General features: G+C 69.0%; 11 protein-coding genes. 2 read left to right on the forward strand and 9 right to left on the reverse strand.

The features are described 5' to 3' along the window. Positions 1-46: 46 nt before the first annotated feature. The 8 genes from CAL28_RS01355 to CAL28_RS01390 all read right to left on the reverse strand — a co-directional run bounded on the left by CAL28_RS01355 (position 47) and on the right by CAL28_RS01390 (position 10,507). The gene (locus CAL28_RS01355) at positions 47-1,018 is read right to left on the reverse strand and encodes a TAXI family TRAP transporter solute-binding subunit (RefSeq protein ID WP_094839633.1); all 972 of its coding nucleotides are present in this window, start codon (positions 1,016-1,018) and stop codon (positions 47-49) included. Between the two features lie 298 nt (positions 1,019-1,316). After that, the gene (locus tag CAL28_RS01360; protein ID WP_094839634.1) at positions 1,317-2,924 is read right to left on the reverse strand and encodes a gamma-glutamyltransferase family protein; all 1,608 of its coding nucleotides are present in this window, start codon (positions 2,922-2,924) and stop codon (positions 1,317-1,319) included. A gap of 21 nt (positions 2,925-2,945) precedes the next feature. After that, the gene (locus CAL28_RS01365) at positions 2,946-3,956 is read right to left on the reverse strand and encodes a Bug family tripartite tricarboxylate transporter substrate binding protein (RefSeq protein ID WP_254925952.1); all 1,011 of its coding nucleotides are present in this window, start codon (positions 3,954-3,956) and stop codon (positions 2,946-2,948) included. Positions 3,957-4,089: 133 nt separating this feature from the next. Continuing rightward, on the reverse strand, positions 4,090-5,088 hold the full coding sequence (locus CAL28_RS01370) for an isopenicillin N synthase family dioxygenase (protein WP_094839635.1): 999 nt from the start codon (positions 5,086-5,088) through the stop codon (positions 4,090-4,092). A gap of 33 nt (positions 5,089-5,121) precedes the next feature. Further along, positions 5,122-5,835, reverse strand: a complete 714-nt coding sequence (locus tag CAL28_RS01375) for an SDR family oxidoreductase (protein WP_440588360.1) — start codon at positions 5,833-5,835, stop codon at positions 5,122-5,124. Continuing rightward, a complete protein-coding gene (locus CAL28_RS01380; RefSeq protein ID WP_094839637.1) occupies positions 5,829-8,351 on the reverse strand; it encodes a branched-chain amino acid ABC transporter ATP-binding protein/permease in 2,523 nt (840 codons plus the stop codon). The genes CAL28_RS01375 and CAL28_RS01380 overlap by 7 nt, the downstream gene beginning before the upstream one ends. A gap of 64 nt (positions 8,352-8,415) precedes the next feature. After that, entirely contained in the window at positions 8,416-9,294 is an 879-nt protein-coding gene (locus CAL28_RS01385) for a branched-chain amino acid ABC transporter permease (RefSeq protein ID WP_094839638.1), read from the reverse strand. Positions 9,295-9,319: 25 nt separating this feature from the next. Next, positions 9,320-10,507, reverse strand: coding sequence for an ABC transporter substrate-binding protein (locus tag CAL28_RS01390; protein ID WP_094840555.1), 1,188 nt, complete (start codon positions 10,505-10,507; stop codon positions 9,320-9,322). Positions 10,508-10,877: 370 nt separating this feature from the next. On the opposite strand from CAL28_RS01390, the gene CAL28_RS01395 reads away from it, so the two are divergent. Further along, positions 10,878-11,771, forward strand: a complete 894-nt coding sequence (locus tag CAL28_RS01395) for a polysaccharide deacetylase family protein (protein ID WP_094840556.1) — start codon at positions 10,878-10,880, stop codon at positions 11,769-11,771. Next, a complete protein-coding gene (locus tag CAL28_RS01400; RefSeq protein ID WP_094839639.1) occupies positions 11,768-12,544 on the forward strand; it encodes a GntR family transcriptional regulator in 777 nt (258 codons plus the stop codon). Before CAL28_RS01395 ends, CAL28_RS01400 begins: the two co-directional genes overlap by 4 nt. A 38-nt stretch (positions 12,545-12,582) precedes the next feature. Here CAL28_RS01400 and CAL28_RS01405 read toward each other — a convergent pair whose 3' ends face one another. Further along, positions 12,583-13,506, reverse strand: a complete 924-nt coding sequence (locus tag CAL28_RS01405; RefSeq protein WP_094840557.1) for a LysR family transcriptional regulator — start codon at positions 13,504-13,506, stop codon at positions 12,583-12,585. Positions 13,507-13,596 lie beyond the last annotated feature (90 nt).

Genomic DNA, 13,596 nt, shown 5'->3' on the forward strand with positions numbered 1-13,596 from the left:
CGTACGTTAAGGGCGGCCGGCACGCGGGCCGGCCGCCGGCGGCGGTTCAGTCGACGCTGAAGCCGCGTTCCTTGTAGTACTTGACGGCGCCCGGGTGGAAAGGCACCGGCGTGGCGGCGGACTTCTGGTTTTCCAGCTTGAAGTCGGCCGTGTCCTTGTGGACGGCGATCAGCTCCTCGCGGCTTTCGAAGATGGTCTTGACGATGTTGTAGGCGGCCTGGTCGGGCATTTTTTCATTGGCGACCAGGATGTTCATCACCGTGGCCTGCTGATTGTCCCGGTCCATGCCGCGATAGGTAGCCTTGGGGATGGTGTCCGCGACGTAGAGGTTGCCGTACTTCTTGTTCATCGCCGGCACCAGGTCGGCGTTGTCTATCATCTTCAGCGTCGTGCCGGGTGTATTGGCCAGGTCGGTGACCGCGGCGGTGGGCAGGCCGCCGACCCAGAAGAAAGCATCGATCTTGTTGTCCTTGATCGCGTTGACCGATTCGGCCACGCTGAGGCGTTCGCGCTTCACGTCCTTGTCCTTGTCCAGCCCGGCCGCTTCCAGCAGGCGGAAGGCCATGACTTCGGTGGCGCTGCCGGGCGCGCCGGTGGACACGCGCTTGCCCTTCAGGTCGGCCATGGTCTCGATGCCCTTGCCCTGTACCGTGACGACGTGCATGCGGTTGGGATACATGATCATCAGCGTGCGCAGGGGCACCTTGCCGCTTTTGAATTTGTCCTGGCCGCGATAGGCGTCCTGCGCGGCGTCGGACATGCTCATGCCGATGTAGGAGGCATCGCCGTCGATCAGCTTCAGGTTGTCGACCGAGCCGCCGGTCACTTCCGCGGTGGCCTCCATGCCGGGGACTTTCTTGGAGAGCAGGGCCGCGATGCCGCCGCCGATGGGGTAGTACACCCCGCCCGTGCCGCCGGTGGCGATGGAAATGTTCTGGGCATGGGTGGGCGCGAGGACCAGCGAACCGATGACAACTAGGCACAGCAGCAAGGCAAACCGCACGAACGGGGTTCTCATTGTCTGTCTCCTGGGTAGGCATGATCGTCCCGTTGGCGCGGGGATGCCTTTTTTGTATTTCCGGCGCCGCCGGCCGTGGGCGGATGCGGCCCCAAGGCGTGGCCATGGGGGACATCCGGCGCGGATCGCGTGGCGTGGTTGTTTGTCGATCCGGCCGATGCGAGCGAAACCGGACGGCCCAGGTTTACCCGCCGGGGTGGCGGGCGTCAATCGGGTTTTGCGCGGGCCCGGGCGTTTTGGCGCGGGCCCGCGCCGCGCGTTGCGCGGCCTTGGACGGATGGCGGGCGCCGCGGCTGCGTCAGCAGCCCATCGCGTAGCCATCCTTGCGATGGTCCGACGCCGCCAGGTAGCCGCCGGCGTCCAGGCGCAGCGCCATCTGCGCGCAGCCGAATTCCGTGTCGAAGCGCGGCGATTGCGTGATGTCGTGGCCCAGGTCCTTCAGGCCTTGCAGGGTCTGCGCCGGCGTATTCCATTCCATGGCGACGCCGCGGTTGTCGTCCTTGACGCGCCAGCGCGGCGCGTCGCTGGCGGCCTGGGGGTTCTGGCCGTAGTCGGCCAGGCGGCAGAGCACCTGCGCGTGGCCCTGCGCCTGCATCGAGCCGCCCATCAGGCCCAGGGTCATCAGCGGTTGGCCGCCGCGCATCACGAAGCCGGGAATGATGGTGTGGAAGGGTCGCTTGCCCGGTCCGACCTGGTTCGGATGGCCGGCGCGCGTGCTGAAGCCCCAGCCGCGGTTGTGCAGCGCGATGCCGGTGCCGGGCACCACGACGCCCGAGCCGAAGCCTTTGAAATTCGATTGGATGAAGGACACCATCATGCCGTTGCGATCGGCGGCGGTCAGGTAGACCGTGCCGCCGCCGTGCGGATTGCCCGGGCCGGGATAGGCGGCGCGGCGCGGATCGATGGCGCGGGCGCGGCGGGCCAGGTAGTCGCGGTCCAGTAAATGCCCGGCGGTAACTTCCGTCATCGCGGCCGGATCGCCGACGTAGGCGTACATGTCCGCGAAGGCCAGCTTCATGGCTTCCAGTTGCAGGTGCACGCTGGCGGCGGAATCCACCGGCAGCGCGCCCAGGTCCAGCGTGTCGAGCATGCCCAGCGCCATCAGCGCGCCGATGCCCTGGCCGTTGGGCCCGATTTCGGCCAGCTCCACGTCGCGGTACTTCATGCGGATGGGCTCGACCCAGTCGGCACGGTGGGCCGCCAGGTCCGCCTCGGTGATGCTGCCGCCGGTGGCGCGGGCGTGGGCCGCGATGGCCGCCGCCAGCTCGCCGTGATAGAAGGCGTCGCCCTTGCTGCGGGCGATCTTTTCCAGGGTCTGCGCCTGCCCGGGGCAGACGAAGCGCTCGCCCGGCAGCGGCGCGCGGCCGTTCGGGGCGAAGGCTTCGGCGTAGCCCGGTTGCGAGATCAGGCCGGGCACCTGCGCCTGCCATTGCCGCTGCACCGTCGGGGACACCAGGTAGCCGTCGCGCGCCAGGCGGATGGCGGGCTCGAAGAGGTCTTCGAAGGGCAGCGAGCCGAAGCGTTCGCTGGCGGCGCGCCATGCCGATACGGTGCCCGGCACCGTCACCGCGTCCCAGCCCCGGAAAGGCATGCTGTCCAGGTGGGCGAAGCGGTCCGGCGTCCAGGCGGCCGGCGCGCGGCCGCTGGCGTTCAGGCCGTGCAGATCCTTGCCGTCCCAGACCAGCGCGAAGGCGTCGCCGCCGATGCCGTTCATGCAGGGCTCCACCACCGTCAGCGCGATGGCCGTGGCCAGCGCCGCGTCCATCGCATTGCCGCCGCGCATCAGCATGCCCAGCCCGGCGCTGGCCGCCAGCGGCTGCGATGTGCTGACCACGTTGTCGGCCAGGACCGGCATGCGCTGCGACGTGTAGGGGAAGGACCAGAATTCCTGCGTGGACGGGGACATGGCGCTGGGTGTCTCGGTGGTTTATTCGATGGAGATATGGGCTTCCTTGACGACGTCGGCCCAGGTCTTGTGTTCTTTCGCGATCGCTTCGGCGAAAGGCTGTGCCGGGGTGTACATCAATTCCGCCCCTTGCGCCACCATGGCGGCCTTCAGCTCCGGCATGGCCAGTACTTTCTGCAGGGCCTGCGCAATCGTATTGATGGCTGCCTGCGGCGTGCCCTTGGGCGCGACGAAGCCGAACAGATTATCCGCCTGCACGCCGGCAATGCCGGCTTCCTTCATCGTCGGGACGTCCGGCAGCTGGCCGACGCGGGCGCCGGAGGCGACCGCCAGCACTTTCAGTTTCTTCGCCTGGATCAGCGGCATGGAACCGGGGATGCTGTCGAACATGAAGCTGGAAGAGCCGGAAGCCAGTTCGGGCAGGGCCTGACCGCTGCCCTTATACGGAATGTGCGTGACTTTCACGCCGGTCTTCAGGGCGAACAATTCGCCTTCCAGGTGCGACAGGGTTCCGGTGCCTTGCGATGCGAAATTGTACTGGCCGGGTTTGGCTTTCAGGTACGAGACCAGTTCGCCGACATTGTTCACCGGCAGGGATTCCGGCACGACGAGGATATGCGGGACGATGCCCACGCCCGCGATGGGCGTGAAGTCCTTGCCGAGGTCCGCCGGCCACTTCGGGTACAGCGCCGCCGCGACGGCGACGTTGGTGACCGCGGCAAGGTAGATCGTGTAGCCGTCGGCCGGCGCCTTGGCCGCGGCCTGCAGGCCGATGGCGCCACCCGCGCCGGGCCGGTTTTCGACGATGACCGATTGCTTGAGTTCGGCGGACAGCTTCTGCCCGATGGCGCGCGCCAGCACGTCCGTGGCGCCGGCGGGGGGGAAGGAGATGACGACCTGGATGGCATGGTCGGGATAGGCGGCACGCGCCGCGCCGATGTGGGAGACGGCGAGTCCGAGCGTCAGCGCCAGCATGCCCAGCAGGCGGGTGGCGAGGCGGCGAGGCGGGGCGAAAGCGTAGTGGTTGTGCATGCGAGATCTTCCAAGTTGGGGAACGCGCCGGGCGGCGTGCACCGCCGGACGCGGCTTGCGGTGGGCGCGGGAGCGCACCGTGCAAGCCATACCGAATAAAGCAATACCCATGCCAAATTCCGGCGCCGCGCGGCTACATGGTGGCGTTCTGGGTGGCCACGAACATGGCGCGCAGGTGTTCGCCGGAGGTGGTGGGCGGATACTTGTCCGGCGCGCCGGCTTGCCGGCAGGTCGGCAGGCATTCGATGCGCGCGTCGTAGTTGGGGTTGTGGAAGAACACGATGGACTGGCGCCGGCTTTCCGCGCGCGCGTCCAGGGGCGGGTTGACCACGCGGTGCAGGGTGGATACCCAGCGGTCGTTGGTCCAGCGCGCCATCAGGTCGCCGATATTGATGATGAAGCAGTCAGGCACGATGGGCACGTCCACCCATTGGCCGTCGGCGTTGAACACCTGCAGGCCGCCGGGGCGGTCCTCGGTGGCGAGGATGGTCAGGCTGCCATAGTCGGAATGCGCGCCGGCGCGGATCTGCCCGGGCAGGGGCGGGGTGTCCTGCGCCGGGTAGTTGCGCAGCCGCAGGCGGCTGATGTGGCGGTCGACCTTGCCGTCGAAGTAGTGCTCGTCCAGGCCCAGCGCCAGCGCGAAGATGCGCATCAGCGTGCGGGCCAGGTCGCCCATGGCGCGGTAGTACGCCGTCCACGTCGGCCGCAGGTCGGCCGGCTCTTCCGGCCAGATATTGGGCGCGAAATGCCGGCCGGCGGCCGGCGCGTGGGCGTAGGCCGCCTCGGGCATGTCCACGGGGCCGATCATCAGGCTTTCGTTAAGGTCGCCCGCCGTGGCGGCCGCGTCGCGCGATCGGCCCACCGATTCGTCTTCCAGGCCGATGTAGCCGCGCGCGACGTCCATGCCGGGACGCGCGACCTCCATCTTGCGCGCCAGGGGCAGGTCGAAGAAACGGCGCGATACGTCGCGCATGCGCTCGATCAGCGCCGGGTCGATGCCGTGGCCGGAGATGATCAGGAAGCCGATGTCGCGGCAGGCCTGGTCGACCGAGCGCGCGATCGCCTGCTTGTCCGCGTCGCCGCCGGATGCGAAACGCGAGATATCGATGACGGGAACATGCAGGAGCTTCATGGCGTGGGTCTCCGGGGGGCGTGTCAGGGCTGCTTAGGCAATGGCGTCGCCGCCGTCCACCAGCAGGGTGGAGCCGGTGATGCTGGGGTTCAGCGCGACGGCAAGAATGGCGTGGGCGATGGCGGCGGGATCGGCCACCCGGCCGGCGGGCACGTGGTCCGCAAAGGACTGGAACTTGCGGCGCCGGTCGGCCTCGTCCAGCTTGTTCCAGAGCGGGGTGTCGGTGACGCTGGGCGATATCGCGTTGACGCGGATCGGGCGCAGTTCCAGCGCCAGGCCCCGTGCCAGTCCTTCCAGGGCGGCATTGATGGCGCCCTGCAGGACCGCGTTGCGGTCGGGCCGCACGCTGAAGACGCCGGAAACCAGGGTCAGCGATCCGCCCGGACGGATGTGGCAGGCGCGCGCGACGTGGTAGGCGCCCCAGAACTTGCTGCGCATGGCGTCGTAGGCGTCGTCCAGGTCCAGGGCCCGGACCGGGCCGGTGCGCGTCTGCGATCCGGATACGACGACGTGGTCCCAGGCGTCATGGGCGGCGAAGAAATCGCGCACGGCCGCGTCGTCGGTCATGTCCAGGCAGGCGCTGGCCGCGATGGCGGGGTAGGCCGCGCGCGCGGCCGCCAGCTTGTCGCGCGAGCGGCCCGCGATCAGGACGTGCGCGCCCTGGCTGGCCAGGGCGGCGGTGGCCAGTCCGATGCCGCTGCTGCCGCCCAGGACGGCGATGCGCTGGCCTTGGAGATCGTTCATGATTCCTTTCCTTGGGTTGCCATGCCATGCGGGCTGGCGGGCGCGGCCCCCAGATACGCGCGGGCCAGCATCTCGTTGCCGGCGATATCCTTTGCCGTGCCCTGGGCGACGATGCGCCCGGCTTCCATGACGTAGGCGCGGTCGGCCAGTGCCAGCGCCAGCCCGGCCATCTGGTCGACCAGCAGCAGCGTCATGCGCTCGCGGCGCAATCCATCCAGCGATTCGAACAATTCGGCGATGATGCGCGGGGCCAGTCCGAGCGACGGTTCGTCCAGCAGCAGCAGGCGCGGCTGCGCCATCAGGCCGCGCGCCAGGGCGAGCATCTGCTGTTCGCCGCCGGACAGCAGGCCCGCGCGCTGGTGCAGCCGCTCGCGCAGCCGCGGGAAGCGCTCCAGCATGGCTTGCGCGCGGGCCTCGCTGCCGTGCGGATGCAGGAAGGCGCCCAGGCGGATGTTGTCCAGTACCGAAAGATCGGGAAAGACCTGCCGGCCCTCGGGGACGAGGACGATGCCCAGCTTGACGATGGCTTCGGCGTCCAGTCCGTTCAGCGGGCGTCCTTCGAAATGCAGGCCGCCATCCGTGGCGCGATGCAGGCCGGCGAGCGTGCGCATCAGCGTCGACTTGCCCGCGCCGTTGGCCCCCAGCAGCGCCACCATTTCGCCCTCGCGCACCTGCAGGTCGATGCCGTGCAGGACGGGATCGGCGCCGTAGCCGGCCACCAGCTCGCCGATGCCCAGCATCTCGTGCCCGGCCATGCGTCCGGCCGCCGTTGCCGCGGGCGGCCGGGTATCGTGCTGTTCGCCCAGATAGGCCTGGCGGACGGCCGGGTCGGCCTGGATCAGCGCCGGCGTGCCGGCGGCGAGGCGGCGGCCGGCATCCAGCACCACGATGTGATCGGAGATGCCCATGACCAGGGCCATATCGTGTTCGACCACGACCACGCCGGGCCCCGCGTCGGCAATGCGCCGCAGCAGCGTCGCCAGGCCTTCCTTGTCTTCGCGGCTCAGGCCGGCGGCCGGCTCGTCCAGCAGCAGCACATCGGGATCGGTGGCCAGCGCGCGGGCGATCTCCACCAGGCGGCGGTCGACGTGGGCCAGGCTGGCGGCCGGCGCGTCGGGGTCGCCCAGATAGCCGCAAAAGGCCAGCAGGCCGCGCGCGTGCCCGCGCTGGGCCGCCGCCGTGCGGGCGCCGCCCGACAGCAGGCCGCCCAGGCGGCCGCGCGCCATCGCCAGCGTGACGTTATCCAGGACGCTCAGGCTGCCGAACAACTGCGAGGTCTGGTAGGTGCGGGCGATACCGCAACGCGCGATACGGTAGGCGGGCAGGCCTTGCAGTTCGCGCTCGGCCAGGGCGATGCGGCCGCTCGTGGGGACGTAGAAGCCGCTGAACATATTCAGCGCCGTGGTCTTGCCCGCGCCGTTGGGGCCGATCAGCGATGTGACACGCGCCGGCGCCACGTCCAGGTCCAGTTCGCTGACGGCGCGCACGCCGCCGAAGGCCATGCCCAGCGCCCGCACGCGCAGGGCGTGGCGGTCGCGTGCCGGCAGGGCGGGCAGCGCCGCGTCGGTGTCCCGGGCGGGGTGCCGGCCAGCCCGGCCGCGCGCGCCCAGCCAGCGATGCGCCAGGCCGGCGATGCCTTCGGGCGCCAGCCACAGCACTATCAACAGCAAGGCGCCGAAGAACAGCAGGCGGTACGACTCCAGCGACGCCAGCAGTTCGGGCAGTACGCCGACCACGATGGCGCCGGCGATCGGACCGCTCACCGTGCCGGCCCCGCCGATGACGACGACCAGCACGAACAGGATGGACTGCATGAAGCTGAAAGTATCCGGCGTGACGAAGCCGGATAGCGGCGCGAACAATCCGCCCGCCAGCCCCGCCAGCGCGGCGGAAACGGCGAAGGCCACGGTCTTGATGACCAGCGGGTTCAGGCCGATGGATTCCGCGGCGGTTTCGCTATCCATGGTGGCGCGCATGGCGGCGCCCCAAATGCCGTGCGCCAGCGCGGCGTAGGCACCCAGCAGCGCCAGCGCCGTGGCGATGGCCACCATCGCCACGGCCTGTTCCGGCGCGAAACCGGCCAGCGCCAGCGGCGGGATGCCCATGATGCCGTTCTGGCCGCCGGTCAGCGCGGGCATTTCGACGATGGCGTGCTGCACGATGAAGCTGAAGGCGATGGTGATCATCGCCAGGTAGGGGCCTTTGACGCGCAGCGCGGGCAGCGCCAGCAGCGCACCGGCGGCGGCCGACAGCAGCGCGCCCACGCCCCAGGCGGGCCAGAAGCTCCAGCCGGCCTGCGTCGTCAGGACGGCGACCGTGTAGGCGCCCAGCGCGTAGAAACCGACGTGGCCGAAAGAGACCTGGCCGGTCAGCCCCAGCAGCACGTTCAGGCCGATGCCCACGATCGCGACCAGCGCCACGTTGGCCAGCACGAACACGTAGTAGCTGTTCAGCGTCGCGGCCAGCACCAGGCACAGTACCGCGGCCAGTACGGCGATGGGGATACCCGCGCGCTTCATGGGGCGAGGCTCCCGGCGCGGCGGCGCGCCCGACAGGGGTGGAATGCCGGGTGGAATGCGATGCTCATACCTTGCGTACTCCCGCCTGGCCCAGCAGGCCGTCCGGCCGCATCGCCAGCAGCACGATTACCAGGCCGAAGGTGATGATCTGGGTGTAGCCGGAACCGATGTAGGTGACGATCAGCGCTTCGGCGATGCCGAACAGCAGGCCGGCGGCCATCACGCCCCAGGCGCTGCCGATACCGCCCAGGATGGCGACGGCGAACGCCTTGATGCCGAACAGCGTGCCCATCTCCGCGCTGACGTTGAACAGCGGCGCGATCAGGATGCCGGCGATGCCGGCGAAGCAGGTGGAAAGGGCGAACGACGCGGTAATGGCGCGCCGTATCGGGATACCCATCAAGCGCGCGGCGTCGCGGTTCTGCGCCACGGCCAGCAGGGCCTTGCCCCATCGCGTGCGGCGCGACACCACATGCAGCGCGGCCGCCATGGCCAGGCCGACGGCGGGGATCACCAGATGCAGCGCATACACGCCCAGGCCGACGCCGCCCAGCGAAATCTGTTCGCCCACCAGCGGCGAGGGCAGGCTGCGCGGCTCCTTGCCGAAGGTGTGCATGACCACGTTGTCGAGCACGATGCCCAGCGCGACCGTGGACATCAGCCAGGCATTGGAGCCGCGGCTGGCGAAGGGCCGGACGGCCAGCGCCTCCACCGCCATGCCGTAGACCGCGCAGACGGCAAGGGCCAGCGGCACGGCCAGCCACATGGGCGCGCCCACGGACTGCGAGAAAGCGAAGCACAGCACCGCGCCCAGCATCACCGAACTGCCCTGGGCGAAGTTGACCGTGCCCGACACCGCGTAGGTCATGGTGAAGCCCAGCGCGACCACGCCGTACATGCTGCCCAGGCTGATCCCGGTAATGAGCGCGGAAAGTAGCTGCATCGTCGGTCCGGCGCGCGCGGGCCGGTCAGGGCTTCATGCCGACGGGCACGATGCGGTTGTCGATGAATTGCGCCCAGACATAGTCGTTTTCCGTAAGGGCATCGTGCTGGGTGGGGCTGAAGGGATGGGAGTAGGTCTTGATCAGGCCCTGGTATTGATCGATGGCGTAATAGCCCTTGCGGATGGCATCGCCGTCGGTCGATCCGGCCTTTGCGATGGCCAGCGCGGTCAGGCGCATGCCGTCGTAGGCATTGGCCACGCCCACCGCGGGCGTGATATCGCTGGGCTGCTTGATGTCCGGGTACTTGGCCTTCAGTTCCTTCACGACCTGCTCGCCCACGGGCGAGAGTTTGCCGTAGAAGCTATAGGTCTGGACGAAATGCACGTTGCTGGCGTTGGGGCCGCCCAGCTCGGTGAAGCGGCCGCCGGCCACGCCCCAGTGCGAGACGACCGGTACCTTCCAGCCCATGCGGTCCATGGACTTCACCACCTGTGCGGCGGGGCCGACGTTGGCCACCAGGAAAATCGTATCGGCGCCGGCCGCCTTCAGGCGGGTGAGCTGGGGCACGATGTCGACGTCGGTGGCTTCGAACTTCTCGCTGGCCACGGGGGCCATGCCTTTTTCCTTGAGCGCGGCGACCAGGCCCTTCTGGTTCGATTCGCCCCATGGGTTGTTGATCATCAGCAGCCCGAACTTCGACGTGTGGAAGGTCTTTTGGGCGTAGGCGAGCATGCCCTTGTCGACCAGTTCGTCGACGGCCGACACACGGAAGACGTAGTTGGGATCCGCGCCGTTGCGCGTGATGGCGGTGCCCGCGGCCCAGGGATTCATGAAGGGCACCTTGGCCTGGTTCGCGAGCGGCGCGATCGCCAGCGCCACCGGCGTATCGATGCCGCCGAAGAACACGGCGACCTTCTCGCGGTAGATCAGCTCGCGAGCGGCGGTCACGCCCTTGGCGGGATTGGATTCATCGTCGCGCCGCACCAGCACCAGCTGCCGCCCGCCGAGCAGGCCGCCTTGCGCATTGATCTCGTCGATGGCCGTCTGCAGGCCGCGCGTGATCGCCTCGCCCGACAGCGCGGACTGGCCAGAGAGCGCGGCGACGAGACCGATCTTGATGGGTTCGGCGCCCTGGACGGCGGGCAGCCAGCCCAGGCCGAACATGATGGCGGCGGTGGCTGCGGTGAATGTGCGGCGGGATGGACGGATCATGGTTTCCCCTGTGCTGGTCGGGATGCGGTTGGCGTATCGCCGTGCGTGGCGCCAGGGTGTAAATGCAACATCCATGCCAACATCGGCTGCGTATGCCATTCGCCACACGCCGAAATTTTTGTCGTCGATCGGCATTAATTTTTGTCGGCAAAAAATAGCCGGTTGGAGATAATGTCGCTGCATCGCGTGGCGCGCGCGGACGCGTGCCGGGCGCATCGATGCGCCAATACGGTGCGGCGCATGGCGCGATACGTGCATGACGCACCGCTTTGTCGCATCGGGGACGATGCGGCGCCGCGGCCATGGACGTGCCGCCGTCGCGGCGCGCGCCACGCCCTTCCGAGCCAAGCTAGAGGTCTTTCCGATGACGATGGTTTCCCGCTTCGACAAACCGGCCACGCACGACAGGTTCGACTATTCGCCCATCCATCAGCGTCCCGACTACCATTGGCCCGGCGGCGCGCGGCTGGCGGTCTACCTGGGGTTCAACATCGAGCATTTCGCCTTCGGCGAAGGACTGGGCGCGAAACTCGGCGCCGCGCTGGCGGAACCGGACGTGCTGAATTATTCGTGGCGCGAGTACGGCAACCGCGTGGGCGCGTGGCGCTGCCTGGAGCTGTTCGATGCGCTGGGCTTTCCCGCCGGCATCATCGCCAATACGTCCGTGTTCGACCATTGCGAAGGGCTTATCGAAGCGTGCATGCGGCGCGGCGACGAATTGATCGGCCACGGCCACACCAATTCGGATCACCAGAGCACGCTGTCCGAAGACCAGGAGCGCGCGCTCCTGGAGCATTGCCGCGATCGCATCGCCGCGCTGGGCGGCCGCGCCGACGGATGGCTGTCGCCCTGGATCGCCGAATCGCGCGTCACCACCGACCTGCTGGCGGAAACCGGTTACCGCTACACCTTGAACTGGGCCCACGACGACCAGCCGGTGCGCATGCGTACGCGCGGCGGCCAGCGCTTCTGGTCGATTCCCTATCCGCAGGAACTGAACGACATCCCGATGATCGTCGCGCGCCAGATGGACGCCAAGGACTTCGCCGGCATGATCGTCGACAACTTCGACGAGATGCGGCGGCAGTCGCGGCGGCAGCCGCTGGTGATGGGCATCGCGCTGCATCCCTATCTGGTCGGCCAGCCGTATCGGCTGCTGCATTTGCGCCGGGCGCTGGAGCACATCGCGCGGGCGCGCGACGACGGCGATATCTGGATCACGACGCCGGGCGCCATCTGCCGCCACGTCGACGCGCTGCCATGACGGCCGCGACAAGGAAATCCGCCGCGCCGCGGCCCCGCGGGCGGCCCAAGGTGCGTCCCGCCCGGCTGGTATCGGCCAGGGCGGCGGCCAGGGGCGACGAACAGGCCAACGACGGCGAGGAACGGGTCTACCAGGCCGTCCTGCAAAGCGTGCTGGGACAGCGGCTGAAGCCGGGCACCAAGCTGCCGGAGGCCGCGCTGTGCGAACTGTTCGGCGTCGGCCGCTCCCTGGTGCAGCGGGTGCTGCAGCGGCTGGCGCGCGATCACGTCGTCGAGCTGCGGCCCAACCGCGGCGCCGTCGTGGCGGTGCCCACGCCGGAGGAAGTCGGCAAGCTGTTCGAGGCCCGGCGCGCGCTGGAGGCCGCCATCGTGCCTTTGGTGGTGCTGCATGCCACGCGGGCGGACTACGCCATGCTGCGCCGGCATCTGCGCCAGGAGCACCAGGCCATGCGGCGTAGCGGGCAGGCGCAATGGGCTTTGCTGGCCAGCGCGTTCCACACCAAGCTGGCGGAGCTGTCGCGCAATCCCCTGCTGCAGCGGTATTTGATGGAAACGGTATCGCGCTGCGCGCTGGTGGTGGCGATCTACCAGCCCCCTGGCAATGCGACGTGCGAGCATGACGAGCATGCGCACGTGGTCGATCTGATCGAACGCGGCGAGACGGCCGCCGCCGTGCGCGCGATGGACCAGCACCTGCGCGACCTGGAGGCGCATATCAACATCGTCACGGAAACCGTGTCGGCCAGCCTGGCGGACATGCTGGGCCTGGCCTAGGCCCGCTCGACGCCGGCGGACAGGCCGGCGTCGGAAGGTCATTCGCCGGCGATCGCCGGCATGCCTTCGGCGAGCGGCTCGCAGACCTCGCGCAGCCCGGCGTGCAGCAGGCGCACGGCCGGCGAAAACTGCTTGCGATGCGGGCAGATCAGGTTAAGGGGCGCGGGCTCGCCGGCAACATGCGGCAGGATCACTTCCAGCCGCCCGGCGCGGACGTCGGCACCGACATCCAGCCAGGACTTGTACGCGATGCCCTGGCCGGCCAGGGCCCAACGGTGCACGGCGTCGCCGTCGTCGCATTGCATCGGCCCCGACACCGCCACGGTGCGGCGGCCGTCGCCTTCGCCGAAACGCCATTTGTCGTAGGGGCGGCCGTGCATCATGTAGACCAGGCAGGCGTGGGCGGCCAGGTCGTCCACACTGTGCGGCCGGCCATGGCGGGCCAGGTAGTCCGGCGCCGCGACCAGCACGCGCCGGTTGGCGGGCGCCAGCGGCAAGGCGACGAAGCTGGCGTCGCCGACGCGGCCATAGCGCAGTGCGACGTCCACGGGATCGCGAAAGACATCGGTGATCTGATCGGACAGGTATAGCCGCAGCACCAACCCGGGATGCTGCCGTCGAAAGCCCGTCAGCCAGGGCAGGATCAGATTGCGACCGATGTCCGAGGGGGCGGCGATCTGCAGCGTGCCCTGCAGCGCCGCATCGCAAGGCTGCAGGCGCTCGCCGCCTTCGCGCAGCGTGTCCAGCGCGCCGACCGCATAGGGCAGATACTGTTCGCCTTCGGCGGTCAGGCGCAGGCTGCGCGTGGAGCGGGCGAACAGGCGGATGCCCAGCTCCGCTTCCAGCCGCTTGATCGCCGCGCTGACCTGGCCGGGCAGCAGGTCGACTTCGCGGGCGGCATGCGAGAAACTGCCCAGCGCCGCGGCGCGCACGAACAGCGTAAGGTCGTCCAGGCGGATCATGTTTCCGTGCTTGTATGAGCGTTGGCGCATTGTGCCGCGTTTCCGCGCGGGCCGCTCCGCCGCCGGCGGATCCGAGTTATCGTCTCGGGT

It is taken from the genome of Bordetella genomosp. 11 (assembly GCF_002261215.1).
Classification (GTDB): domain Bacteria; phylum Pseudomonadota; class Gammaproteobacteria; order Burkholderiales; family Burkholderiaceae_B; genus Bordetella_C.